This window comes from Parasphingorhabdus marina DSM 22363 (assembly GCF_900128895.1).
Taxonomy (GTDB): Bacteria; Pseudomonadota; Alphaproteobacteria; order Sphingomonadales; family Sphingomonadaceae; genus Parasphingorhabdus; species Parasphingorhabdus marina.
Genome location: NZ_FSQW01000001.1, coordinates 1278295 through 1302213, shown reverse-complemented (window position 1 = coordinate 1302213; position 23919 = coordinate 1278295). Strand labels below are relative to the sequence as shown.

Genomic DNA, 23919 nt, shown 5'->3' with positions numbered 1-23919 from the left:
GGCGGCCGCTGCCGAAAGATCACCCGTCGGTCAGGGCGCGAAGCATAGAGGGGGGAGAAGAGACAGTAAAGCATCCTCGGTGGGTTGTTCCGCAACATGCAGGCCTTTCCATGCCAGTGCCAGGCCGGAGGCAATATTGTCCGAAAGCGCCAATGCATGGCAGTGTATCGGCGAAATTTCCGCTGAACGCAGCTCACTTTCGACAATCCGGGCGGCCCGGACCGAGAAAAGCAATACAGCGCAGCCTTCGGCAATGGCCTTTCGGGCGTTCGGGCCAAGGGATAACGCACCGGCACGATATACCTTGCAAGACACGATCTCCCGCCCGCCCGGGTCCAGCACAACATGGTCCTTTCCGGTCAGGCGCAATATTCGAGAATATCGGTCCGTCGGCAACTGCCCGATCAGATCGGCGGCCCCGCCGTCTCCGGTTTCCACAACATCCAGACCCGCTTTCCGCGCAGCTTCGGCGGTTCTGTCTCCCACGGCAAGAACGGGTAGCCCGGAATATTCCTGCAGCGCGTCTCCGGCAAACCTGACCGCATTGGCACTGGTTAGCAACAGGCTGTCGAACAGACCGGAATCGGGTGGATCCCAGTTTATGGGTTCTACTTCGAACAGCGGGTCCACTATCGGCTCGAAACCGAGCTCTCGAACCCTGGACGCGGTTCCTTCGGCGCCGTCGCGAGGACGCAGGATCAGAACCGGCAGACTCATCGGCCGAAAACAGCCTTCAATTCCGCACTGGCGCGACCGAGCAGGCTGTTGGCCAGTCGCGCCGGCGCCTGTTTGTCATCATTCGCGAATTCGACTGAATCACTGACAGATTCACTGCCATCGGGAAGCAGAATCTCTGCACGAAGGCACAGTTGCGTGTCTTGCACCACCGCATTGGCAGCCACAGGACTGTGACAGTCCGCTGTCAGTTCCGCCAGAAACGCCCGTTCAGCCATGACCGCCTGAAAGGTCGCGGAGCAGGAAATATCTGACAGCAAGTCGCGTATTGCCTGCGCTTCCCGAAGGGTTTCGATTCCAATCGCACCTTGTGCCGGGGCGGGCAGCATGAGCTCGTCGGAAATGTCCGTTCCGATGTCATCCATGCCCAATCGGTCAAGGCCTGCTGCGGCAAGCAGGCTGGCTGCATATTCGCCCGCCGCTATTTTCGCCAGCCGGGTCTGGACGTTTCCGCGGATCAGCCGGATATCCAGATCATCGCGCTGACGCAATAGCTGGGCCTTGCGACGGGGGGACGCGGTGCCGACAATAGCGCCATGTGGCAACGCATCGATATTTTCCGCGCCAACCAGCCGGTCATGAATGTCCGCCCGTTCCAGCATGGCAGCAACGACAAATTCCTCGGGCCGGATGGTTTCCACATCCTTCATGCTGTGTACGGCACAATCAATCTCGCCAGCTGCCAGTGACCGGTCAAGTTCCTTCGTCCACAGCGCCTTGCCGCCCGCATCGGCCAGAGACCGGTCGAGAATTCGGTCGCCGCTGGCAATCATCGGCACCAGTTCCACCTGATCCGCAGACCAGCGATGGGCGGCGACCAGCGCTTTTGCTGTCATTTCCGCCTGTGCCAAGGCGAGTGGTGACTGCCGGGTTCCCAGACGGAGCGGACGGTCAATTCCCGGCTTTGCGGCAGAGCTGGGATCATGGATTTTTGTCATAGCCCTTGTCCTAATCCTTCCAGCGCGTAAGTAAACGCGTGATGAGCATCATTTTGGGTATTGAGTCCAGTTGTGACGAAACAGCCGCCGCGCTGGTCACGTCAGACCGGGAAATTCTGGCACACAAGCTGGCCGGTCAGGAGGCCGAGCATGCGCCTTATGGCGGAGTCGTACCGGAAATTGCCGCGCGGGCTCATGCCGAAAGCATCACGCCCCTGATCGATTCCGCACTGGAGGAAGCGGGACTGACGCTCAGCGATGTCGACGCGATTGCCGCAACGGCAGGTCCGGGACTGATCGGCGGCGTGATGGTCGGGCTGGTTACCGGCAAGGCACTGGCCATGGCAGCCGACAAACCGCTCGTTGCGGTCAACCATCTGGAGGGCCATGCTCTCTCGCCCCGTCTGGTCAATCCGGAGCTGGCCTTTCCCTATATGCTGCTTCTCGTGTCCGGTGGCCATTGCCAGATTTTGCTGGTCAACGGCGTGAACCAGTATCGCCGTATCGCCACCACGATTGACGATGCCGCCGGCGAAGCTTTTGACAAAACAGCGAAAATTCTGGGCCTGGGATATCCTGGTGGTCCGAAGGTCGAAGAAATGGCCCGGTCTGGAAACGCCGATGCCGTGCCGCTGCCCCGGCCGCTCACCGGCAGCGCGGAGCCGCATTTTTCCTTTGCGGGCCTCAAAAGTGCGGTCGTCAGGGCGTTCGACACCGGAAAGTATAAAAAGGAAGACATTGCCGCCTCTTTTCAACAGGCCGTGGTCGACTGCCTGCAGGACCGCCTGGAAAAGGCGCTGCGCGACAACCCTCCGGTAGGGCAACTGGTCGTGGCAGGAGGTGTGGCGGCGAACGGACCGGTGCGCGCGATGCTCGAAGAAGTAGCCAGTAAAAATGACATGACCTTCACCGCCCCGCCGCTTTGGCTCTGTACCGACAATGCGGCAATGATCGCATGGGCTGGTGCCGAGCGGTTCGCGGCCGGGCTGACGGACCCGCTGGATATCGCCGCCCGGCCCCGCTGGCCACTTGATCCCGATGCCGAAAAGGCCCGGGGCGCGGGGGTCAAGGCATGAGTAATATGAAACTGGGCGTGATGGGCGGTGGTGCCTGGGGCACGGCGCTGGCTCAGGTTTTGTCTGAAGGTCAGCCGGAGCTTCTGCTCTGGGCCCGTGAACCCGAAGTGGTTGCGCAAATCAATGAAAGCCATGAAAACTCGAGTTTTCTAAAAGGCCACAGGCTGCGCGAAGAAATCCGGGCAACGGGCGAACTTGACGAACTGTCAGATTGTGATGGCATTCTGGTAGTCACGCCGGCACAGCATTTGCGCGCAAGCCTCAGCGCCCTGTCGGATACCGACGCCGCTCTGATCCTCTGCAGCAAAGGCATTGAAGCTGACACCCGAATGCTGATGAGCGATGTGACCCGTGAATTGCGCCCGAACAATCCACTGGCGGTCCTGTCCGGTCCGACCTTTGCGCATGAAGTCGCCCGTGGTCTGCCGACGGCGCTCACGCTGGCCTGCGAGGATGAGGCGCTCTGGGAGAGGCTTTATCCGGCCATCGCCAAGACCGCGTTCCGGCCCTATTTTTCGGATGACATTATCGGTGCAGAAATCGGCGGTGCAGTCAAAAATGTGCTCGCGATCGGATGCGGGGTCGTCGATGGTGCAGGACTGGGACAAAATGCCCGCGCCTCGCTCATCGGCCGCGGATTTGCCGAGATGCAGCGATACGGAAAGGACCGGGGCGCCCGACCGGAAACGCTCGCTGGCCTGTGCGGCCTGGGAGATCTGGTCCTGACCTGTTCGTCGACAAGCTCACGCAACTTCTCTCTCGGTCGGGGACTGGGAGCGGGCGAGTCTGCCGAAAGCCTGATGTCCAATCGGTCCACAGTTGCGGAAGGAGCTTTTACCGCACCGGTATTGCAACAGGACGCCCGGTCGCGCGAGGTCGATATGCCGATTGTTGACGCGGTTTGCGCGCTGCTTTCCGGCGAGGCACATGTCAGGCAGGTGGTCGAACGCCTGATGTCCCGGCCGCTGGTTGCCGAACGCCGCTGACAGTTGGGCCTGATGGCAACCGGACCAAAAGATGACAAGTCCGGCAGGCTCGGCTAAGCGGGTTGGCATCATCAAAATACAACCGTCAATTGCCGGAGAAAAACCTTTTGAACAGCCCTGAATCCTCAGGATCCACTGGTGCGGCGGTTCCCGGTTCTTCCTCCACTGACGGCGAATCCCGGGAAGATATTGCAGCGCTGGCCAAAGGTGGCCGGACCAATATTTTCGGTTTTCTGCTCCGGCTGGCTGCTCGCCTCCCGTTCCTGTTCGTGGCCGGCCGCATGTATGGTGCGGAGGCGCTTGGACGGTTCGCTTATGCAATCCTGGTCATCGAATTCGCCGCTCAGATTGCTACACTGGGCCTGAAACGTGGTCTCGCGGAGCAGCTGAGCCGCACCGAACGACCTCATGTGCATGTGGTGTGGGACGGTCTGATCGTCAGCTTTTTCGCATCCGCGGTGGCGGCCGGGTTGTTGATCGCCTTTCCGCAAATCATGTTTCCGAACAGCCAGATCAACGGATTCGACCGGTTTCTGCCCGTTGTTATTTTTGCGATTGCCGGCGCGGATGTCGCGCTCGCGGCCCTTGCCTATCGCTATGATATCGCCTCGACAGTGCGCGCGCGGTCCATTGTCGAACCCTGGACCATCAGCATCGTGGCCGTCCTTTTCGCTTGGGAGACAATGCCGTTCTGGTCGCTGCGTGACGGTCTTATCATCTCCTATGTTGTCTCCATGCTCGCCGCGCTGGCCGCGGCGCTATGGCCACTGATGCGCAGCTATGGTCTGCCCTGGGGGTGGCGTCCCAAGCCCCTGCAGCTCGCCGCAATCACCCGCCGCAACATGCCCCTTGCCGCAGCGGATGCCGTGGAGTGGGGCTCAAGGAGGCTGGATCTCGCCATTCTTGGACTTTTCGCCTCCCCCGCCATTGTCGGGATCTACTATGTCGCCCAGCAGGTCGCGAGCCTGCCGCAGAAGCTCAAGACGAGCTTTGACCCGATATTGGGTCCGGTCATTACCCGCAATCTCGAAGCCGGCAATCTGAAAGGCATCGCGGCACAAGTCAGCCAGGTCGGCTTCTGGATCATTGCCGCACAGGCCGGGATAGCGCTGGCGCTGGCCATTCCCGGCGAAGCGGTGATGGGACTGGTCGGACCCAATTTCGTCGGCGGAACGGGCGCCCTCGCCTTCCTGCTGGCGGCGGAAGCCGTTGCTGCTACGGCCGTTGTCAGCGAATCTGCGCTCGTCTATATCGCCCGGCACCGCAATTTGCTGATCTCGCTGTCGATGCTGTTGCTGCAGGCGGGACTGAGTGTAGCCTTCATTCAAATCTGCATGCGTCTGGGATTGAGCCCGCTGTACCAGGCTGCCGGCGTCGCCGCGGCGCTGATGGTCGCTCTCGCCTACGCCTCGCTGGTGAAGGCGATCTTCCTGTCAAAACTGCTCGGCGCTTCGGTCAATGGCTGGCGCTGGTCACTGATACTCGCGGCTATTGTCGGGACGGCTGTCGGCTATCTCGCAACCTATCTTCCGGAATGGGCCGAACTGATCATCGGCATCCCGATGATCCTCGGCAGTTACGCCTATGTGATCTGGAAATGGGGATTTGGCCCGGAAGACCGGACGCTGTTCAAGATGAAGAGCTGATCCCGGCGCCCGGGAAGACTATCCGAGACGCTCGGCAACCATCGCCCTGATATCAGCTTCCGGCCGTGCGCCATAGTGGGAAATCACCTCGGCAGCAGCAATCGCACCCATGGTGAGACAATCTTCCATCGACCGGCCCTCGCCATATCCGCTCAGGAAACCGGCTGCGAACAGATCACCGGCACCGGTTGTGTCGACAATCTTGTCAACCGGTTCGGCGGCCACTGCATGGGTTTTCCCGTCCCGAACGGCAATTGCACCCTTTTCGCTGCGGGTAACTACCAGCGTTTCAACCTGGGCCGCCGTCCGGGCCACCGCATCGTCAAAATCTTCGGTTTCACACAGCGACTTGATCTCTTCTTCATTGGCAAACAGAATGTCGATCTTCCCGTCCGCAATGAGCCGGACGAAATCCGCGCGATGGCGGGCGATGCAGAACCCGTCGGACAGAGTGAAAGCAACCTTGCGGTCATTTTCCCGGGCAATATCAATCGCCAGTGCCATCGCTGCCTTGGGCTCCTCGGCGTCCCACAGATAGCCTTCGAGATAAAGGATCGCACCACTCGCAATCAGGTCGGCATCGACCGAAGCGGGGGGCAGGAACTGCGACGCTCCGAGAAAGGTATTCATCGTGCGTTGCGCATCGGGCGTCACAAAGATCAGGCAGCGGGCGGTCGGTGGTTCCTTGCCCAGCGGCGGGACATCAAAATCGATCCCGGTGGCACGAATGTCATGCGTGAAGACTTCACCCAGCTGGTCATCGGCAACCTGGGCAATCAGGGCGCATTGGCGGCCCAAAGTGGACGCGCCGGCGAGAGTATTGGAGCCCGAACCACCACTGATTTCACGAGCCGGTCCCATATCACGGTACAATTCCTTAGCCCGGTCGGCATCGATCAGAGCCATGGATCCCTTGACCAGTTGCTCCTCCTCCAGAAAACTGTCGTCAGACTGGGCAATAACGTCAACAATGGCGTTTCCTACGGCGACAATATCGTAGCGGGCTTCGGTGGTCATGAAATATCCTTTTGATCTCGAACGAACTGGATCGGCAGTTAGGGGCATCGACGCCCGGCTTCAAGCAGAATCCCGTCTTGGCCCTGATGGCCAGTTTGCCCTTATCGAATTGACGCTGACGCCAGAACCGTGACATGGTCGGTCCATGCTCAATGCCCTGCTTTTGTCGATCAGCCAGTTAAATGATCGCAAGATCCTTATGCTGTTGCTGAAAGTAGTCGGCATTACTCTGTTGCTGCTGGTGATACTGGGGGTGGGCGTCTGGTATGGTCTCACCTGGTTATTTGCCTGGATGAACCTGGGCGATGGCGGACTGGCCGCCGCTGCCACGGCGGCAGTGATTGCAATATTTGCCGCCGTTTTCCTGTTTCGCGTCATCGCGATGTTCGTTCTCAACATCTTCTCCGACATGGTTGTCGATGCGGTCGAGGCACGGCACTATCCGGACAAGGCCGTTTCCGCGCGGCCGCCCGGTTATGTCACGGGTCTGAAAATGGGGCTGGCATCTGCCGGACGCGCCCTCGGCTATAATATCCTCGCCTTGCCGGTCTATATCCTCTTGTTGTTCACCGCGATCGGCACGCCGGTCGTCTTTTTCGCGGTCAACGCCCTGTTGATCGGCCGCGATCTGCAAGACATGGTCGTGGCGCGCCATGCCCAGGATTCCGGTACTGGTGGTCAGGAGATGGCCTTGTCCAAAGCTCCGCGTTTCGGACTCGGACTGGTCACTGCCTTGCTGCTTGCCATCCCGTTCGTCAATTTTCTTGCGCCGGTTATCGGAGCCGCTATGGCTACACACATGGTTCATATGCAGCGTCAGGAATCCACCGCCCCATGATCCGCAAATTGGCCATTTTTGCCATGTTGCCGGCCGTCGCCGGGTGCGCCTCAACCATTCCTCCACCGGCTCCGGCATTGCCGACAGCAGCGCAATCGGCTCTGAATGATGTGGCCGGCCTCGATCTGGTCATGGGCAAGACCGCGCGACAGCTGGTGCGCCTGTTCGGCAATCCACGCGCGGACGTGTCCGAGCCCCCGGCGCGAAAACTGCAGTTTTCGAGCGGGGCCTGTATCCTCGACGCCTATCTCTATCCTTCTCCAAATGGCGGAGAAAACCGGGTGACCCATATCGACACCCGGCGCAGTGACGGAGCAGTTGTTGACCGGGTATCCTGCGTCAACGCCTTGCGCACCCGTTAGTCCCGGGACCATTCCTCAAGAACATGGGCATCGCTTTCGCGATCGACATGCCGGGCTTTCTCTTCCTCGAAGGCTGAACTGTCGAGTTGTGAAAGCGCCCAGACGGCGGCGCCGCGAACCACCGGCTCATCGTCATACAGTCGTTTTCGTACCGCCCGTACAAGGCCTTTGTCCGCACTGTTGCCGGCGGCAATCAGGGCATTGCGTACCATGCGGTTGCGCCCAGTGCGCTTGATCGGCGAACCGGAAAAGATCTGGCGAAACCCGGCATCATCCATATCGAGCAGATCGGACAAGGCCGGTGCAGCCAGTTCCGCGCGGGGCAGGAACGCTTTCTGGCTTGCAGCGGCCGATGCGAACTTGTTCCAGGGACACACCGCCAGGCAGTCGTCGCAGCCATAGATATGGTTGCCAATCGCCGTCCGGAATTCGATTGGTATCGGTCCCTTGTTCTCAATCGTCAGGTAGGAAATACAGGCGCGTGCATCCAGCTTGTAGGGCGCTGGAAAGGCATTGGTGGGACAGATATCCTGACAGGCGCTGCAGCTGCCACAGCGGTCCTGCCCTGCCAGAGAATGCTCCAGGTCCAGCGTAGTGTAAATGGCACCGAGAAACAGCCAGCTGCCATGGTCCCGGCTGACGAGGTTGGTATGTTTGCCCTGCCAGCCCAGACCGGCGGCTTCTGCCAGCGGCTTTTCCATAACCGGGGCAGTGTCCACGAAGACCTTGACCTCGCAATTGCTCCGGTCGACCAGCCAGCGGGCCAGGCGCTTCAGTGCCCGCTTGACGATATCATGATAATCCTTGCCCTGCGCATAGACCGATATACGACCGTGATCCCGGACATGCTCCAGCGCGAATGGATCCCGGTCAGGTGCATAGCTCATGCCGAGCATGATGACCGAACGGGTGTCAGGCCATAGCGCGGTCGGGCTTGCGCGCTGCCCGGCCCGATCTGCCATCCAGATCATGTCGCCATGACAGCCCTCGGCCAGCCATGTCTGCAATCGTTTTCCGGCCTCCGGTGCCAGATCCGCTGGGGCGATGCCAAAAGCGGCGAAACCTTCCTCTCTCGCCCTTCTTTCCAGATCTTGGGTCAATCTTAACTTGTCATTGGCCATAGGTGCACACTATCTGTCAGTCAGTCGCCATATGAAAGCCGTAAATGACTTTTGTTCCACCGGAAATTGCTGTTGAAGCCCGAAATATCGTCAAGCGTTTTGACGGCGATGTAGCTGTCGACGGCATTGATCTGAGCATTTCGCGCGGCAGCATATTCGGAATCCTGGGCCCCAATGGCGCTGGCAAGACGACAACCCTGCGGATGTTGCTCGGGATTATCGACCCGGACGAAGGCGAACGATTCCTGCTGGGATCGCCCGATCCGATTTCTCGGGCCCACAAGGTCGGTTATCTGCCGGAAGAACGCGGCCTGTACCAGTCCATGAAGGCATATGACGCAATTGCCTTCATGGGTGCCCTGCGTGGACTGCCACTGGCCGAAGGGCGCGAACGCGGTCGCCAGATGATGGAAGATCACGGACTGGGCGATGCAGCAGACAAGCAGATCCGGCAGCTGTCCAAGGGCATGGCACAAACGGTCCAGCTCCTGGGTACCATTGTGCACGAGCCCGAACTGATCATTCTTGACGAACCCTTTTCCGGACTGGATGCGCTGAACCAGGGCAAACTGGAGCGGCTCATTCGCGCCCAGGCGGACAAGGGCGTCACGGTCATTTTTTCCACCCATGTCATCGCCCATGCCGAACGGTTATGTGAAGAGATCGCCATTGTGGCCCATGGCAAGATCCCGTTCATGGGCAAAGTATCAACTGCCCGTGACCGGTTACGCCCACAGGTCCATCTGGAAACTCGTAATCTGGACGGCCCCTGGCGCTCGGCGATTCCCGCAGAGTGCCAGCCTCTCGGCCATAACTGGCATTTCACGCTCCCGGAAAGCGGTGTGGAGCCTTTGCTTCGCGCGCTTATCGAAGGGGATGCCGGAATACAGTCCCTGTCGATCGAACGTCCCGGTCTGCATGATGCCTTTGTGTCGATCGCCGGGGAAGCCGTCGCCAAAAAAATGGAAGAGGATGCAGCGCGGGACCAGACGGAGGAAGCGGCATGAAGGAAACCATTCGCGCGGCCTTCGTGATCGCCAGGCGTGATTTCACGGCGATCATCTTCTCGAAATCCTTTATCATTTTCCTGGCGGGACCGTTGTTTCCCCTGATCATCGCAATAGCCGCCAGCGGTCTTGGCAAACAGGTCAATGAGGATATTGACCGCCCGATCATCGGAGTGGCCCTGGACGCAGCCGACAGCGCTGCGATCCTCGCGGCGCGTGAAAAGCTGGTCACCAATCTCGGCGAAAATGGCGTACCCGAACTGATCCGGCTGGATGGTGTCGACCCCAATGATCCGGATATTGCCGATCAACTGGACAAGGCGGCGCGACCGTTGACGGCAATATTATCGGGGAGTCTGGAAACGCCCCGTCTGACCGGATCAGCAAGGGACATCCAGCGCTGGCAGGGGAGAATGGCACTTTTGTCCGAAACCGCGCTGTCCCGTTCGGAGCCTGTGCAAGTGCAAGCACAAGCGGTGGCATCCACAGGTAGCGCGACCAAACGCAACCGGCTTGTTGTGGCGCAAGGTGGTCAGGTGATCCTGATCCTCCTGACCATGATATTGGCGGGCATGGTCCTGTCCAATCTGGTCGAAGAAAAAACCAACAAGATCATCGAAATTCTCGCGGCGGCGATTCCGATGGATGCGATCTTCCTCGGCAAGCTGTTTGCCATGCTCGGGATGGCTATTGTCGGGATCACCGTCTGGGCAACCCTTGGGTTTGTTGGACTGACCCTTGCCACTTCGGGGCTGCCGAACCTCCCGGTTCCGGCCGTAGGATGGCCGATATTCTGTGTGTTGATGATCCTTTATTTCTCCATGGCCTACCTGTTGCTGGGATCTCTATTCCTCGGCATCGGTGCGATGGCGGCAACGGTCCGGGAGGTGCAGACCCTGTCCATGCCGGTCACAATGGGACAGCTGCTGGTCTTCTTTCTGGCGGCATTCTCGGTTACCAAACTGGGAGAGCCCGTCGAGTGGGCCGCTGTTCTGATCCCGTTCAGTTCACCTTTCGCCATGATTGCCCGCGCGGCGCAAATGGACAATCTCTGGCAGCATGGGGTGGCTCTGGTCTGGCAAGCCATGTTCACCCTGATCATCATCCGCTTCAGCGTGATACTGTTCCGGCGCAATGTCATGAAATCCGGAAATAGCGTCGTGAAGAAAGGCTTGCTCGCCACTCTCCTCGCCTTCAAACGGTAGAGTCCGCCCCGTTTGCAGAAAATTCATTGACATTGCTGTCAATAAATAGAGACTGATCGGGTTTTGAAACGCAACCGATTGCCCTAACGGCAGCGGCAGGAGAGAGACCATGGCATCCGTCCCCGTAATTGATTTGAACAATCTGACCACCAGCCCGACCGCCGACGAGGCGCTCGAGGCCTGGTACAAGCGCAATCCGCCGATTTCCGACGAAGATGCCAATCCGTGGGACGTCAGCCGGGCAGAGCTGTACAGCAAGGATCTGTGGCGCAAGCCGTTTGCCGAAATGCGCGAGCAGGCCCCGATCAACAAGGTCGAGGGTGGTGTTCATGGCGACTACTGGAACATTACCACCTACAAGCCGATTCAGCATGTCGAGGCCTTGCCGGACATTTATTCATCGGATGTGGAGCATGGCGGGATCACCATCGCCGAACCGGAATTTGATGATTCGGATTTTCAGCTGCCCATGTTCATCGCCATGGACCGGCCGAAGCATACCGGCCAGCGCCGCACTGTCGCTCCGGCCTTCACACCGACCGAAATGCAGCGGATGGAGGCCGAGATTCGCCAGCGCACTGCGGAAGTGCTTGATGGCCTGCCCTGGGACAAGCCTTTTGACTGGGTCGACAAGGTCTCGATCGAACTCACCACCGGCATGCTCGCGATCCTGTTCGGTTTCCCCTGGGAGGACCGCCGGCTGCTGACCTACTGGTCCGACTGGGCCGGTGATGTCGAATTGTCGGTGGCGGAAGATCTCACCGAACAGCGCCGTCAGATCCTCTATGAAATGGGTGCCTATTTCCAGCAGCTCTGGAACGAACGTGTAAATGACGAGCCGACGCCAGACCTCATTTCGATGATGATCCACAGCGAAGCCATGCGCGACATGGACCCGATGGAATTCATGGGCAATCTGGTCCTGCTGATCGTTGGCGGCAATGACACGACCCGCAACACCATGTCGGGTGTTGCTTACGGGCTGAGCCAGTTCCCCGAGGAGCGTGAAAAACTGCAGCAAAATCCCGACCTGATTCCCAATGCTGTCCAGGAACTGATCCGCTGGCAGACTCCGCTGGCCCACATGCGGCGCACGGCGCTTGAGGACCATGATCTGTTTGGACATCAGATCAAAAAGGGTGACAAGGTCGTGATGTGGTACATTTCCGCCAATCGCGACGAAGACGTGTTCCCGGAAGCCGACAAGATCATCGTGGACCGGGAAAATGCGCGTCGGCATCTCGCCTTCGGATACGGTATCCACCGCTGCGTAGGCGCGCGACTGGCCGAGCTGCAGATCCGGATATTGCTGGAAGAAATGCACAAGCGCCGGATGCAGGTCAACCCGACCGGCAAGATGCGCCGCGTCCATGCCTGCTTCGTTCACGGCTTCCGCGAACTTGAGGTCGAACTGTCCAAATATTGATCGCAGCCGGTTCAGCTCCCATATTGTAACCATTCAGCGAATTCTCCCGAATATCCGGGAGAAAGAGCAGAAAGGATGGCCGGAACATGTTGAACCGTCGAAAACTGTTGGCCGCAGGGCTGATTGGCGCAGGCGGCGTCGGACTGGCCAGTCTGACGGGCATGGGCAATGTCATGAGCGGCAAGGCGCAGGCCAAAGGCAAGTTCAGGATTACCCGCACATCAGCAGAGTGGAAGAAACGGCTCGGACCGGCACGCTATCGAATATTGCGACAGGAGGGGACGGAACGCCCTTATTCCAGCCCGCTCAATGACGAGAAACGCAAGGGCGTCTATGCCTGTGCCGGTTGCAATCTCGGTCTCTACCGCTCGGAAACAAAATATGACAGCGGTACAGGCTGGCCCAGTTTCTGGGCGGCAATCGAAGGCCGGGTTGGCACGTCCACAGACTTCAAGCTCGGATATCCCCGCACGGAAGTGCATTGCGGCCGCTGTGGTGGACATCAGGGGCATATTTTTAACGATGGTCCGAAGCCCACCGGCAAACGCCATTGCATCAACGGACTGGCGCTGAGGTTCATCCCCGCCTGACCGGTTGCCTCATTCCGGCGCTTCCACCTGCTGCCAGAATTCCAGCTTCACGCCGTCACAGTCCAGAATCCAGGCAAATTTCCCGTATCCTTCGTCGACATGGCCGAGAATTTCGAGGCCTTTCTTGCGCAGCTCATCGACATAGGCATCGAGATCATCCACCCGCAGGTTGATCATGAACTTCGCCTCGCTTGGGGCCAGATAATCACTGTCTTCGTCAAAATGACTGATCAGGCTATAGGGCTTTTCCCCCTTCTCCTCGGACCAGTTCAGCATCGGGCCATATTCCCCGTCCAGTCCCAGATATTCCTTGTACCATTTGCGTGTGGCAGCGGGGTCCTTCACCATGTGAAATACGCCGCCCAGTCCGGTTATCCCAGCCATCATCTCCTCCCAGAGTCTGTTCGTTTTGCACCCCGAAGAAGAGCTAACATATTTTACGGGTCGTTACGTAGCTCTTTCCGCACGATCCGCCAGACTTGCAGCTGACTGTCCCGGATATGGACGGGGTGGAGCCAGTCGGGTGACTTGTCTGACAACAGGTCCGCCACGAAACTTTCCGGGTTCCTTTCCCGGTAGATCTGCAATTCATCCTCGTCGGGACAGGTGACGATATAGCCGATGGAGCGAGACTCCAGGATTGTGCGGGCCTCCGCCGGAGTCGAAATGAAGAGACGAATCTGGTCTGACATGGCGGAGCTGTTACGATGATGGCTCGTGGCCAGCACATTGTGATCGGTGAGCAGCAAGATCTCGGGACCGAAGTCAAAGGGCGCCACGATATTGGAACGCGGCAAAATGGACAGTCTCGCCAGCGATTCCGCAGAATCGCAAAGTGGAGTTGTTCCGGAAGCCTCAGCACCGTCCGATGCCGGTTCGTTACCGAAACTGTTGATGACGGAAATCGCCAAGGGGCCGGGCATGATCAGGAACACGACCGAGGCGGTGGCGAGTATCCGGACGAGCGGGCTCCGGACCTTCCGCGCGGCAACAAAGGCCTGATGTACCGCCCAGGCCATGAACGGCAGTGCATAGGCCGCGGCCACGGCGGATGCTCGCTGGACCAGCAGCGAAACAGCCAGTGCCCAGAGAAACGCATAGGCCAGCAAAATCAGCTTTTCCTGATCAAACTCCCTGCGCCGGCGCAGGGCAATGTAGACCAGGCTCAGCAGCCCGACCAGAATGGCCCCGCCCAAGAGAGTCATGGAGGTTTTCCACGGCTGGACCCAGATGGGCAGGCCTTCGCGCACACTGACCAGCCAGTAGTCGCGGACCAATGGGTCGAGGCTGGAAAAGGCGCCTGTAGTGCATTGCGGTGCACTGAGATAGAACACCCCAAGCGCCGCCGCTCCTGCCAGTCCCAATGCAATCACGCGTGCTGCAACCGCCTGAGGTGCAAGATGAATAGCCGGCAGGACAATCGCTCCGCCCGCCAGACAAGCCACCAAATGTCCCGGTGAAACGGCATCACAATAGTTGACGATGGTGGATATAAATCCCTGGCTGGCGAGAAAGAGACCGCCGCTTGTCACCAGAAAGGACAGGAGCGTCCAGAACAACCGCTTGCCTTCATCGAGCGAAATGACCCAGCGCCAGGCAAGCAAGGCGACAAAGGCCACCGACAGCGGCAGGCCTTCCAGGGAGATGGACAGCCACAGGGCTAGCGCTGCCCCCATCGCGATACCGCCGCGTCGCCGGTCCGGCCAGAACATCGTCCACAGCACCAGAAGTGCCATGACGATCTGCCATCCGTGATGATCGATCCGCATTGGACGCAATTGCATCACCACCGGTACCGCAGTGGCGGTCAGAGCAGCCGCCAGGAGCGCAACCGGGCGGTCAAACAGCTGGCTGGAAATTTTCGCAACAAGCCAAATGGCGAGGCCAAGTGCGATCAAGGGAACCGCGGTCATCGCAACGGTTTCTCCCGTGCCTGTGCCCAGCACAGGAGACAAAAGCAGGATGACAAGTGCCAGAGGAACTTCATTCCAGCGCGGCCAGTGCATTGGCTGGCTGTCCGGTTCACCGATTCGGTACTGGGTCGTGTCAAACCAGCTTTGCCCGGCGAGCCAGTCACGCAACTGGACCTGACGCAGCTGGTCATCGGGGCCCCAGCCAATCCCGGTCTGGATCTGCCCCCAGGACACCAGAACAAGTACGGTGCAAACCGCTAGCCAGATCCAGAAGACTGGAAATCGTCCGACCCATTTGGCGATCATGTTCAGTCCCCGGTTTGCGCGTCGTCGCCGGACAGCGGCTTGGCCTTCAAGTAAAGCCACGGAACTCGCTCGGGGTCAAATTGCGAACGATTGTGCCGGTCGAAATAGGGCGGCATATGATCCCCGACCAGCAGGATATCGGCCTCGGGAAAATCGCTGGCCGTGATTTCTGCAATGAGCGCACGATCGATATCGTCGAATATCGCAAACTGACGGCATATCATCGGAAAGTCGCTGGCCAGCTCTTGAGAAACCCGCCCACAGTCATCTGCATTGAGATTGGCGCCGGTAGGAACCGGCAAATGGGCATTGAGGGTCAACCAGTAGAGAAAGGTTGGCTGTGCCGCACGCTTGAGATTCTCTGCGAGCATCGCCGGAACCTGCCGGTCACATGCGCCGGCAAAGACACCACCGCACCATTCCGCACCGCGCTTTTCGAGTTCGGGCCAGAATTCCTGGCTTTCGAACCCGATGTTCGGATACCATTGATTGCGTTTGAAAAACTCGCCCTTGAAGCTGTGCATGGCGTGAGTGGCATAGCCTTTTTCCGCGAGTTGTGCCGGCAGGCAATCCAGTTGTTTGGCCTCGGCAGCATCGAGAAGTTCGTAATAGTCTCCCCATTTGCCGCACATCTCCCGGAATTCTCCGGATGTGGTGCTGTTATAGTAGAGGCTCGTGCCCTGACTGACGTCATAGCGCGCCCGAATGGCGCTGTTTTCGTAGTAGGCGAACAGTTTTTCGGCCATCACCTGGTTGTTCCGGGGCACGCCCAGGGATTCGACCATGATCAGGACCAGGTGACGTTTGCCATCGGCTCTGGCGGCAAATCCTGTTTTCTCCGCCGCAGATTCAAAATTGGCTCCGACCGGCGCTTCGCGGAAATAATGCCCGCGCATCCCCTGCCCCATCGCGGCATCCGCCCCGACCAGACCGAAAATCAGCGCGCCGCCAAGCAGGATATGCAGCGGTTTTTCAAAGTTGGTATCCCGCTTGAGCAGGAACCAGCTGGCCACCAAAATACCGAGGACCACGATCGCAGCGACAATATATTCGGCGCTGTTTCCCGGCTTGATTTCGGCAAAAAACTGCAAGGAATAGAGCAGACTGTCCATCGCCAGATTGAACAGACCTGCCACAAAGGACAGCAGCGAATATGCCATGACCGCAGCAAATGCGGTCCACTGCACCATCCGCGGCATGCGTTTGACAATCAGGCCAACAAATCCGGCAATGGCGATTTCCATGAAGCGCGGCGGTGCGCCGACAAACCACATCGCCATGAACGGGATGTTCGCCAGACCGATCCAGACCAGCGCCCAGTTCGCAAATTTCCGGAAATCCGCGCTGAAACGCGGAACCGGTTTTTCCATCGTCAGCGCTGTCACCGGAACACTCCGTATTTGCGGGTCACATACACGGCAAAGAAGCTGACAACCACGGCGACACCCTTGGCTATGACCGGCATGATCCCGATTTCTGTCAACGCACTGACAATCGCCACGGTGATGCCAAGCCCCAATATTGCCGTGCCGACGAAGCCCAGGCGCTGCAGTTGCAAAGCCGCGCCCTGACGGGTTTTTCCGGGAAACACGAAGCTTGAGGAAATCAGCCAGTGGACCAGGATTCCGGCGCTGTAGCCAGCGGCCGAAGCGATCCCGGGATCTGTGTTGAAATCCACCAGTATGAGCAGCAACGCGACATCAAAAGCGAGCGATATGATGCTGGCCAGAAGATATCGGGTGATCGAAAACCGGTGCAGTACGGCCAGCGGCTGGGGCAGACTGCCCACCGCCTGTCCGATTGTCGAACGCCGTTCCGGTTGCCGATCCGCCATCGGTCTTACGCGGCTTTCTTGCCGGCTTTGCCAGTTGCAGAATCTTCGTCTCCCGCATCACCAATCCGGGTCGGGACATCACGCATGCTTTCCAGCGCTGCGGCCCGGTCTTCAGAGATTTCAGCCGGGATCGTGTCCTGTTCACCTTCATCACCGGATTCATGATATTCGGCATCTTCGTTGACGTTCCAGACATTCCACTTGCGTGTGCCGGCTTCGATATTCTCCACCGTCAGCATCGCGGTCATCATCGCGTGATCCTGGTTATTGTACCGGTGCATGCCATTGCGGCCGACCATGTGCAGGGTCGGGAAGCGGCTTTCGAGATCATCGCGCATCTCCGCGACATTCTGTTCATAGCTGTCATCATAGACCGGATAGGCCTTTTCCTGACGAACCACCGCACCACCGACGACATCTTCCGGATTGCAGAGACCCAGAATGGCCATTTCCTTTTTGGCCAGTTCGACGAGATCTTCGTCCGTCGACGACCACAGGCCATCATTTTCGAAACAAAAATATTCGAGGCCGACGCAGGCAATCGATTCATCCGGCACCATTTCCGGCGACCAGCTGCGGAAATTCTGTACCCGGCCCACCTGCACGCGGTCATCATGGATATAGATCCAGTTGTCCGGAAACAGGTCTTCCGACTTGACCATCAGGGCGACCGTCAGAAAGTCGCGATAGTTGAGTTCCTGCGCCTGAGGCAGCGTTTCGGGCAACGGATGGATCCGCGTGGCCAGCTCACGCATTGGTGCAGAGCTGATCACATGTTTTGCGGTAATCACCTTTTCGCCGGCATCACTGGCGGCGCTCATCCGCCAGTTGCCGTCGGCATCCTGTGCCAGCTGTTTCAGGCTGTGGCCCATCAGGACGTCATTGCCTTTCGACCGCACAAAATCGCGCGCCGCATCCCACATCATGCCAGGGCCGAGGCGCGGATAGCGGAATGTTTCGAGAAGCGTTTTCACTTCCTGACCGTCATTCGGCTTCTTGTTGAGACCAAGTGAGCGCTTCAGACCATCGGTAACCGCGTTCCAGAGGCTCAGCCCCTTGATCCGCTGGGCTGCCCAGTCGGCTGACATTTCGTCACAGGGCATGCCCCAGACTTTCTCGGTATAGGTCTTGAAAAAGATCGAATAGAGTTTCCAGCCGAACTGGTTCACAGTCCAGTCCTCAAAGCTCTTCACATCTTTCTTGGGAAAAACTTTCGCCTTGGCATAGCTGAGCATGCAGAGCGAAGAGCGCCAGATGCCCAAGTTCCACAGCGCTTCAAATGCGCGCAAGGGATAGCTGTAGAATTTGCCTTCATAGTAGATCCGGCTCATCCGCGGGCGCTGGATAAAATCATCCGGGAGGATCTCGTTCCAGAGGTCCACAACTTCCTTGGATTTCGAGAAGAAACGGTGCCCGCCAATATCAAAACGGAAGCCTTCATATTCGACCGTCCGGCTGATCCCGCCAACATAGGTCGGGTCCTTTTCGATCACCGTGACCGAATAGCCTTTTTTGGAAAGAAGATAGGCGGCGGTCAGCCCAGCGGGTCCTGCGCCGATTACGGCTACATCCACGGGTGCATTTGTCTCAGTCATAAATCCGGTCCCTGTTTGCCAAACGCGTGCGTCAAACATTGCGTTCATGGTTCAGAAACCGGACTGAACGAAATTGGTTAACAACTGGTTAGCGGCAGCCCGGAATCGGTACGAATCAACAGCTTTTGGGGCCATCTGCCGAGATCTGCGTCTCAAACACCCGAATCTTGAATTCCCCCGACGTTTGAAATATAGCGCTTTGCGAAAGGCATGTGCCTCTCATTTACTCGGAGCTTTTTTGTCAGAGATTGCATCAAACCGCTGATCTGAAGCCATTTGGGCCGTTCAGATCATAGCAGCGACAGTCCTTCCGTATCCTTCACCGGACCGGGGAGTTTTGTCGCATCCGAAGGTTTGAATTTTCCGAGAATATCAATGAACATTTCCAAAGCCGAACAGCGCGTGCTGCACACGCTGGCTCAGGGCGGCCATATCCGCCACAAACGCAACCGCAATGCCAAGATCGACGAAGTCCTGTGCGTGACCCGGGATGGTTATATCCTGTCCGACTGCACTTTGTCCGTTTTTGCACGCCTGAAACGCCGCGGCCTGATCGCTTCACATGGCGGCAGACCCTATCGCATTTCGCGTCTCGGGCGGAAATCCGTGCGTTCCCAACTCGACAACCGATAGAAAGACTGATCATGACCAGACATACACCCATACGGCCCGCGGTGGCCGAAGACCTGCCTGCCCTGAAACACATCATTGAGGCAACAGAGATGTTTCCACCGGAACTGCTCGGCCCGATGATGACCGGGTTTCTGGAAGGCTCTGCAGATCGGGAATTCTGGAACGTCCATGGACGTTCCAGACCCGACGCGGTGGCCTTTTATCGGCCGGAAGAGATGACAGAGGGCACGTGGAATCTGCTGTTACTGGCCGTGGATCCCGCCAGTCATGGTCGCGGCATCGGCGCGGCAATGCTGGACCATGTCGAACAGCATCTTTCCGGGCTGGGTGAGAGAATATTGCTGGTTGAAACATCCGGCACTCCGGATTTCGCGAACACCCGGACATTCTATCGGAAATGCGGCTATGTCGAAGAAGCGCGGGTCAGGGACTATTATGCAGACGGTGATGACAAGGTCATCTTCCGCAAACGGCTCCACAGGTGATTCGCAACCACGAGAGAATCAGGGTGCGGGCACCACCAGATCATCCGGCAGCATCGGTTCGCTGAGCAAGCGCTCCATCGCTTTCCAGCGCCAGACCGGGCCGTCCCCTTGCGCTTCGATCCAGGCTTTGACCATCTCCTGTCCGAGACCATAGTTGATCACATAGCTGCGATATTGTTCGGAAAAGTCCATCATTTGTTCGGCGCGTGGTTTGCTGACGAGCTGATATTTCTGCGTCAGTTCCACTGCTTTCGCGCGCGGAATCTCACCGTCCAGAAATTGCTGGGTTATGGTATTGCGCGCTCCGCTCAGCGCCCGCTTGGCCGTCTGCAACGCCCAGTAAGCCTGGGCGCTACTCGGATCCAGGCCGGCCAGCGGGTAAAGCACATCACGCTCATATTCTAGACGCTTGTCCCCGGGAAAGGCCAGATCGATACCGTAATTGGCCGATCCTTCGGCGATGAAGGACTGCGGGGAATAAAGCGGATAGACCGAAAACTCCTGCCAGCCGAGTCCGTTTGTCAGATTGCGTTCCAGCAGCATGTTGAAGACATGATGGCCGGGATACCCCTCATGACAACCCAGATCGACAGCACGATCAATCCGGATCGGCAAATCGGTATTGATCTGGATCAGGCTCTGATAGCCGCCTTGATAATAATTATAGCCGCTCCAGCTTTTTCCAGTGACGAATTCCATCCGGAAATTCTCGGTCTCTGGCAGATCAAAATAGTCTTTCGTCCGCTTTTTGCATTCGGCGATGGCGGTATCCATCACAAGGCGCAGTCGCTCAGTGGGAATAACAAATCTGTTCTCGAACGCGTCAACCCGAACGGACAGCGGCCCCTCCCCGGGAACGAGTTTGGCAATCTCTTCGAGAAAAATATCGAACTCCGCGAGCGGCCGAATCTCGGGTGTGACGCCGAACAACTTTGTCGCCTCTTCAACAAATGGCAAGTTTTCGCCCTGCATCATTGCGTGCCGGGTGAGCGCGGCCTCGAGCTGCGCAGACAGGAACCGTTTGCGTGCTTCGACCATCGGATGTCCGGTTTCCGGCAGCGCATCCAGCCGCAGCATCAGATCGACAATCGCATTTCCCAGCTGCCGCATGTCCCGCGGTTTCAGCTTTGCGGCTTCGGCCCATTCTGCCGGTCCGTAATAGGCATCGACATATCCCGCCTCCTGCTGACCCAGCTCCAGTGTCAGTTTTACATAATCTTCGGCGAGCAGGTTGAGCGCGGGCTGGGCAGGTGGCAGCTGACGGGATTCCATCGCCTCTTTGAACGTAATGGTTTCTCCCTGTGAAACGGCACCGGAGGTGCTGCAACCCATGGTAATGGTTGCCAGTGCCAGAAGCAGAAATCTCTTCAAGTTGTCGCCTTCAGCTGGTCCGTTTCCGGATTTTCGGGCGCCTCCAGTTCCTTTTCCTGTGGCGCAAAGCGCAATATGCAATAGCCGACAATTGCGGAAAGGAAGGACCCGCCCAGTACGCCGATTTTGGCCTCCTCGATCAGCAGTTCATTGCCGGGGAAAGCCAGCGCACCAATGAACAGACTCATCGTGAAGCCAATGCCGCACAGCATCGATACGCCGTAGACCTGCAGCCAGCTGGCCCCGCCAAGCCGCCCCGCAAATCCGATTTTGACAGCAATCCAGACGGAGGCGAAAATTCCCAGCTGCTTGCCAAAAAACAGGCCAGCCGCGATGCCCAGCGGCAGCGGTGCAAATATCTCGTTGAAGCCGATGCCTTCCAGCGAGACTCCGGCATTGGCGAAACCAAAAACCGGGACAATCAGGAAGGCGCTCCAGGGCGCAATGGCATGCTCGAGCCGGTGCAAGGGGGATTCTTCGGCATCGGGTGAGGTCGGCGTGCGCACGATCGGAATGGTCATCGCCGCCAGCACACCGGCGATGGTGGCGTGAACGCCCGACATCAATACCGCATACCAAAGCAAAACGGCGCCAATCAGATAGGGCCAGAGCTTCAGCACCCCGGCCTTGTTCATGGTGTACATCGCACCCAGGATGACGGCGCTGGCGAGCAGGGCTGCACCGTTGATTTCGGCGGTATAGACCAGCGCAATGATGGCCACGGCGCCCATGTCATCGACAATCGCTACCGTCACCAGAAACAATTTCAGAGAGGCGGGTGCACGCGGGCCCAGCAAAGCCAGAACACCGATCGCAAAGGCAATATCCGTAGCGGCCGGAATGGCCCAGCCATTGTACAATTCCGGAGAATCTTTCACGATGACCATGAAGAACAGCGCTGGTACGGCCATGCCCGCAGCCGCAGCCAGCACCGGCAATCGCCGTCGTTCCCAGGTATTCAGCCGGCCATCAACAAATTCCCGCTTGATCTCCAGCCCGACCAGCATGAAGAAAATCGCCATGAGCCCGTCATTGATCCACAAGTGCGGAGTCATGGGACCGAGCTTCTTGGACAATGTGGGCCCTTCCAGCTCATGCAGGAAATGATGGTACATGTCATAGAGCGGGCTATTGGCGACAATCATCGCCAACGCTGCGGCAACCATCAGGAGAATTCCGCCCGCCGCTTCATTTTCGAGAAAATCGCGAAGTGCAGAATGGGATCCGGATCGCGCTACTTTTTCAGAAGACATAGAGGCCCTTGCATTTGGTCGGTTCGGGAATTCTCATGCGCAGACCCGTTTGTAAAATCAAGACCGAACTGGACGGACTGGACGCTCAGGCGGCTATAAGATCCCGCACTTCAGCCGCCAGCCCGTAGGATTTTTCGCGGGCCTTCTGATCAAATATCGAACCGCTAATGATCAGTTCGTCCGCATGCGTGCGTTCCAGAAAAGCCCGGGTCGCCGACAAAACGGCATCGGGAGATCCGACAGCGCTCCCCTGCATGATCTGACTCAGCATCGCCTGGGCCGACGTTGGCAGGCTTTCGCGATAACCTACCACAGGCGGGGGCAGCTTTCCGGGATTACCCGTTCTGAGGGCAACAAAGCTTTGCATCATGCTGGTCGCCAGATGCTCACCCTCATCGTCACTGTCGGCCGCGAAAATATTGAAGCCGCACATGACATAAGGCTCCTCCAACTGTGCCGAAGGCTTGAAATCCCGCCGGTAAATCGCGAGGGCGTCATCCAGCGCTTGCGGGGCGAAATGCGATGCGAAGGCATAAGGCAGACCCAAAGCTGCGGCCAGCTGGGCTCCAAACAAACTGCTTCCCAGTATATAGAGCGGGATCTTTGCCCCGCGGCCTGGAGTAGCCTGTATTCCCAGCCGTTCATCGCCTTCGAAGAGGGCCTGCAATTCGATCACATCGCGCGGAAAGGCGTTGGGATCGCTGTCCAGATTCCGCCGCAGCGCTTGCGCCACCCGCTGATCCGAACCGGGGGCCCTGCCAAGCCCAAGATCTATACGCCCAGGAAAAAGAGCTTCCAGGGTTCCGAACTGCTCAGCAATTACCATCGGTGCATGGTTGGGCAGCATGACACCGCCAGCACCTATGCGAATGGTTTTGGTCCCCTGCCCGACATGGGCCAGGGCCACCGAGGTCGCCGCACTGGCAATTCCAGCCATGCCGTGATGTTCCGCCATCCAGAAGCGTTCAAAACCAAGTGTTTCGCCATGTTGCGCCAATGCAAGAGAACGATCCAGCGCGGTTCTGACATCTGAACCCTGCGGCACGGGCGACAGATCAAGTATCGAAAATTTGACTGATTTTGTCATTCACATCCATCCTGTTCATCCACGGGCTAACGGCTTCATGCCCGACCGACAAGCCTGTTGAGAACCAAAACCCACGCCGAACCGAAAGACAAATGCGGACGGATGGACTTACTGGAATCGCCAAATACATGTAGAATTACAAGGGGGCATATCACGCGTTTCACGGCGACAGGGGGTTGAGACGCCAGACCCGAAGGAACCCCTGCATGCCGCTCGAGATCGTCCTCACACTGGCAGGATATCTGATGTTCAGTTTTTTGCTGTCGGCGATGCTGGTCAGGTTCGCACCCAAAACAGAAGTCGCCCGGATGAGCAGGAAGCATTTTTACTTCTTCCCGTTCGTGCCCATCATGATCGCCGCCCTGTTCCTTGCCCTGGCCTTGAAATGGGCTTTTGTCATTGGAGTTGCCTATCCGTTCAGGCTGATCCGGCGCACTTTTGAAATCCTTTCGGGTCACAAACGGCGGCGGCGAAAAACCTATTATCGCTATTAGG

At 58.2% G+C, this 23919-nt stretch carries 24 protein-coding genes; 12 read left to right on the top strand and 12 right to left on the bottom strand.

What is annotated here, in order from left to right:
* Positions 1-30: 30 nt before the first annotated feature.
* Both BUQ90_RS06625 and hemC read right to left on the bottom strand, forming a co-directional pair.
* The gene (locus tag BUQ90_RS06625) at positions 31-717 is read right to left on the bottom strand and encodes a uroporphyrinogen-III synthase (protein WP_074204248.1); all 687 of its coding nucleotides are present in this window, start codon (positions 715-717) and stop codon (positions 31-33) included.
* A complete protein-coding gene (gene hemC / locus BUQ90_RS06620; protein ID WP_074204247.1) occupies positions 714-1673 on the bottom strand; it encodes a hydroxymethylbilane synthase in 960 nt (319 codons plus the stop codon). The genes BUQ90_RS06625 and hemC overlap by 4 nt, the downstream gene beginning before the upstream one ends.
* A 41-nt stretch (positions 1674-1714) precedes the next feature.
* Between hemC and tsaD the strand changes: the two genes are divergently transcribed.
* The 3 genes from tsaD to BUQ90_RS06605 all read left to right on the top strand — a co-directional run bounded on the left by tsaD (position 1715) and on the right by BUQ90_RS06605 (position 5381).
* Complete coding sequence (gene tsaD / locus BUQ90_RS06615; protein WP_074204246.1) at positions 1715-2749, top strand: tRNA (adenosine(37)-N6)-threonylcarbamoyltransferase complex transferase subunit TsaD; 1035 nt, start codon at positions 1715-1717, stop codon at positions 2747-2749.
* Between the two features lie 5 nt (positions 2750-2754).
* Positions 2755-3735, top strand: coding sequence for an NAD(P)H-dependent glycerol-3-phosphate dehydrogenase (locus BUQ90_RS06610; protein ID WP_074204245.1), 981 nt, complete (start codon positions 2755-2757; stop codon positions 3733-3735).
* A gap of 188 nt (positions 3736-3923) precedes the next feature.
* Positions 3924-5381 (top strand): lipopolysaccharide biosynthesis protein, encoded by a 1458-nt coding sequence (locus BUQ90_RS06605; protein ID WP_074204951.1) that lies wholly within the window; start codon positions 3924-3926, stop codon positions 5379-5381.
* An 18-nt stretch (positions 5382-5399) separates the two neighbouring features.
* On the opposite strand, the gene BUQ90_RS06600 is transcribed toward BUQ90_RS06605, so the two are convergent.
* The gene (locus BUQ90_RS06600) at positions 5400-6398 is read right to left on the bottom strand and encodes an adenosine kinase (protein ID WP_074204244.1); all 999 of its coding nucleotides are present in this window, start codon (positions 6396-6398) and stop codon (positions 5400-5402) included.
* Positions 6399-6543: 145 nt separating this feature from the next.
* Between BUQ90_RS06600 and BUQ90_RS06595 the strand changes: the two genes are divergently transcribed.
* Both BUQ90_RS06595 and BUQ90_RS06590 read left to right on the top strand, forming a co-directional pair.
* Positions 6544-7236 carry an EI24 domain-containing protein gene (locus BUQ90_RS06595; RefSeq protein ID WP_074204243.1) on the top strand — a complete coding sequence of 231 codons (693 nt, stop codon included), beginning with the start codon at positions 6544-6546 and terminating at the stop codon, positions 7234-7236.
* Positions 7233-7598: a hypothetical protein gene (locus BUQ90_RS06590; protein ID WP_074204242.1), complete on the top strand. Its 366-nt coding sequence runs from the start codon at positions 7233-7235 to the stop codon at positions 7596-7598. The genes BUQ90_RS06595 and BUQ90_RS06590 overlap by 4 nt, the downstream gene beginning before the upstream one ends.
* On the opposite strand, the gene queG is transcribed toward BUQ90_RS06590, so the two are convergent.
* Positions 7595-8719 (bottom strand): tRNA epoxyqueuosine(34) reductase QueG, encoded by a 1125-nt coding sequence (queG, locus tag BUQ90_RS06585; RefSeq protein WP_074204241.1) that lies wholly within the window; start codon positions 8717-8719, stop codon positions 7595-7597. The genes BUQ90_RS06590 and queG overlap by 4 nt on opposite strands.
* Positions 8720-8763: 44 nt before the next feature.
* Here queG and BUQ90_RS06580 point away from each other — a divergent pair, with 44 nt between their 5' ends.
* The 4 genes from BUQ90_RS06580 to msrB all read left to right on the top strand — a co-directional run bounded on the left by BUQ90_RS06580 (position 8764) and on the right by msrB (position 12947).
* Positions 8764-9726 carry an ABC transporter ATP-binding protein gene (locus BUQ90_RS06580; protein ID WP_074204240.1) on the top strand — a complete coding sequence of 321 codons (963 nt, stop codon included), beginning with the start codon at positions 8764-8766 and terminating at the stop codon, positions 9724-9726.
* On the top strand, positions 9723-10931 hold the full coding sequence (locus BUQ90_RS06575) for an ABC transporter permease (RefSeq protein ID WP_074204239.1): 1209 nt from the start codon (positions 9723-9725) through the stop codon (positions 10929-10931). Before BUQ90_RS06580 ends, BUQ90_RS06575 begins: the two co-directional genes overlap by 4 nt.
* A gap of 109 nt (positions 10932-11040) precedes the next feature.
* Positions 11041-12357, top strand: coding sequence for a cytochrome P450 (locus tag BUQ90_RS06570; protein ID WP_074204238.1), 1317 nt, complete (start codon positions 11041-11043; stop codon positions 12355-12357).
* Between the two features lie 86 nt (positions 12358-12443).
* Complete coding sequence (msrB, locus tag BUQ90_RS06565) at positions 12444-12947, top strand: peptide-methionine (R)-S-oxide reductase MsrB (RefSeq protein WP_074204237.1); 504 nt, start codon at positions 12444-12446, stop codon at positions 12945-12947.
* Between the two features lie 9 nt (positions 12948-12956).
* Here the strand turns inward: msrB and BUQ90_RS06560 are convergent, their stop codons facing one another.
* From BUQ90_RS06560 to BUQ90_RS06540, 5 genes are read right to left on the bottom strand one after another with little or no spacing between them, the layout of a single operon-like run.
* The gene (locus BUQ90_RS06560; RefSeq protein ID WP_074204950.1) at positions 12957-13331 is read right to left on the bottom strand and encodes a VOC family protein; all 375 of its coding nucleotides are present in this window, start codon (positions 13329-13331) and stop codon (positions 12957-12959) included.
* Between the two features lie 53 nt (positions 13332-13384).
* Positions 13385-15166, bottom strand: a complete 1782-nt coding sequence (locus BUQ90_RS06555) for a hypothetical protein (RefSeq protein WP_074204236.1) — start codon at positions 15164-15166, stop codon at positions 13385-13387.
* A gap of 2 nt (positions 15167-15168) precedes the next feature.
* Positions 15169-16551 carry a sulfatase-like hydrolase/transferase gene (locus BUQ90_RS06550; RefSeq protein ID WP_074204235.1) on the bottom strand — a complete coding sequence of 461 codons (1383 nt, stop codon included), beginning with the start codon at positions 16549-16551 and terminating at the stop codon, positions 15169-15171.
* The gene (locus BUQ90_RS06545) at positions 16548-17000 is read right to left on the bottom strand and encodes a GtrA family protein (protein ID WP_084192523.1); all 453 of its coding nucleotides are present in this window, start codon (positions 16998-17000) and stop codon (positions 16548-16550) included. The genes BUQ90_RS06550 and BUQ90_RS06545 overlap by 4 nt, the downstream gene beginning before the upstream one ends.
* A gap of 5 nt (positions 17001-17005) precedes the next feature.
* Positions 17006-18595 (bottom strand): NAD(P)/FAD-dependent oxidoreductase, encoded by a 1590-nt coding sequence (locus BUQ90_RS06540; protein ID WP_074204234.1) that lies wholly within the window; start codon positions 18593-18595, stop codon positions 17006-17008.
* A gap of 375 nt (positions 18596-18970) precedes the next feature.
* Between BUQ90_RS06540 and BUQ90_RS06535 the strand changes: the two genes are divergently transcribed.
* Entirely contained in the window at positions 18971-19228 is a 258-nt protein-coding gene (locus BUQ90_RS06535) for a YjhX family toxin (RefSeq protein ID WP_074204233.1), read from the top strand.
* Between the two features lie 11 nt (positions 19229-19239).
* Positions 19240-19713, top strand: coding sequence for a GNAT family N-acetyltransferase (locus BUQ90_RS06530; protein ID WP_074204232.1), 474 nt, complete (start codon positions 19240-19242; stop codon positions 19711-19713).
* Between the two features lie 18 nt (positions 19714-19731).
* Here the strand turns inward: BUQ90_RS06530 and BUQ90_RS06525 are convergent, their stop codons facing one another.
* From BUQ90_RS06525 to BUQ90_RS06515, 3 genes are all read right to left on the bottom strand, one after another.
* The gene (locus BUQ90_RS06525) at positions 19732-21084 is read right to left on the bottom strand and encodes a hypothetical protein (protein WP_204244743.1); all 1353 of its coding nucleotides are present in this window, start codon (positions 21082-21084) and stop codon (positions 19732-19734) included.
* On the bottom strand, positions 21081-22337 hold the full coding sequence (nhaA, locus tag BUQ90_RS06520; protein ID WP_074204231.1) for a Na+/H+ antiporter NhaA: 1257 nt from the start codon (positions 22335-22337) through the stop codon (positions 21081-21083). Before nhaA ends, BUQ90_RS06525 begins: the two co-directional genes overlap by 4 nt.
* A gap of 85 nt (positions 22338-22422) precedes the next feature.
* Positions 22423-23424: an LLM class flavin-dependent oxidoreductase gene (locus tag BUQ90_RS06515; RefSeq protein WP_074204230.1), complete on the bottom strand. Its 1002-nt coding sequence runs from the start codon at positions 23422-23424 to the stop codon at positions 22423-22425.
* A gap of 206 nt (positions 23425-23630) precedes the next feature.
* On the opposite strand from BUQ90_RS06515, the gene BUQ90_RS06510 reads away from it, so the two are divergent.
* Positions 23631-23918: a hypothetical protein gene (locus BUQ90_RS06510; RefSeq protein WP_074204229.1), complete on the top strand. Its 288-nt coding sequence runs from the start codon at positions 23631-23633 to the stop codon at positions 23916-23918.
* Position 23919 lies beyond the last annotated feature (1 nt).

Bases quoted from the DNA above. Each gene is read 5' to 3' on its own strand.
- BUQ90_RS06515 (WP_074204230.1), bottom strand. From the start codon at position 23,424: ATGACAAAATCAGTCAAATTTTCGATACTTGATCTGTCGCCCGTGCCG.
- BUQ90_RS06580 (WP_074204240.1), top strand. From the start codon at position 8,764: ATGACTTTTGTTCCACCGGAAATTGCTGTTGAAGCCCGAAATATCGTC.
- BUQ90_RS06625 (WP_074204248.1), bottom strand. From the start codon at position 717: ATGAGTCTGCCGGTTCTGATCCTGCGTCCTCGCGACGGCGCCGAAGGA.
- BUQ90_RS06600 (WP_074204244.1), bottom strand. From the start codon at position 6,398: ATGACCACCGAAGCCCGCTACGATATTGTCGCCGTAGGAAACGCCATT.
- BUQ90_RS06510 (WP_074204229.1), top strand. From the start codon at position 23,631: ATGCCGCTCGAGATCGTCCTCACACTGGCAGGATATCTGATGTTCAGT.
- BUQ90_RS06590 (WP_074204242.1), top strand. From the start codon at position 7,233: ATGATCCGCAAATTGGCCATTTTTGCCATGTTGCCGGCCGTCGCCGGG.
- BUQ90_RS06575 (WP_074204239.1), top strand. From the start codon at position 9,723: ATGAAGGAAACCATTCGCGCGGCCTTCGTGATCGCCAGGCGTGATTTC.
- BUQ90_RS06535 (WP_074204233.1), top strand. From the start codon at position 18,971: ATGAACATTTCCAAAGCCGAACAGCGCGTGCTGCACACGCTGGCTCAG.
- nhaA (WP_074204231.1), bottom strand. From the start codon at position 22,337: ATGTCTTCTGAAAAAGTAGCGCGATCCGGATCCCATTCTGCACTTCGC.
- queG (WP_074204241.1), bottom strand. From the start codon at position 8,719: ATGGCCAATGACAAGTTAAGATTGACCCAAGATCTGGAAAGAAGGGCG.
- msrB (WP_074204237.1), top strand. From the start codon at position 12,444: ATGTTGAACCGTCGAAAACTGTTGGCCGCAGGGCTGATTGGCGCAGGC.
- BUQ90_RS06595 (WP_074204243.1), top strand. From the start codon at position 6,544: ATGCTCAATGCCCTGCTTTTGTCGATCAGCCAGTTAAATGATCGCAAG.
- BUQ90_RS06540 (WP_074204234.1), bottom strand. From the start codon at position 18,595: ATGACTGAGACAAATGCACCCGTGGATGTAGCCGTAATCGGCGCAGGA.
- BUQ90_RS06610 (WP_074204245.1), top strand. From the start codon at position 2,755: ATGAAACTGGGCGTGATGGGCGGTGGTGCCTGGGGCACGGCGCTGGCT.
- tsaD (WP_074204246.1), top strand. From the start codon at position 1,715: ATGAGCATCATTTTGGGTATTGAGTCCAGTTGTGACGAAACAGCCGCC.
- hemC (WP_074204247.1), bottom strand. From the start codon at position 1,673: ATGACAAAAATCCATGATCCCAGCTCTGCCGCAAAGCCGGGAATTGAC.
- BUQ90_RS06545 (WP_084192523.1), bottom strand. From the start codon at position 17,000: ATGGCGGATCGGCAACCGGAACGGCGTTCGACAATCGGACAGGCGGTG.
- BUQ90_RS06560 (WP_074204950.1), bottom strand. From the start codon at position 13,331: ATGGCTGGGATAACCGGACTGGGCGGCGTATTTCACATGGTGAAGGAC.
- BUQ90_RS06570 (WP_074204238.1), top strand. From the start codon at position 11,041: ATGGCATCCGTCCCCGTAATTGATTTGAACAATCTGACCACCAGCCCG.
- BUQ90_RS06555 (WP_074204236.1), bottom strand. From the start codon at position 15,166: ATGATCGCCAAATGGGTCGGACGATTTCCAGTCTTCTGGATCTGGCTA.
- BUQ90_RS06530 (WP_074204232.1), top strand. From the start codon at position 19,240: ATGACCAGACATACACCCATACGGCCCGCGGTGGCCGAAGACCTGCCT.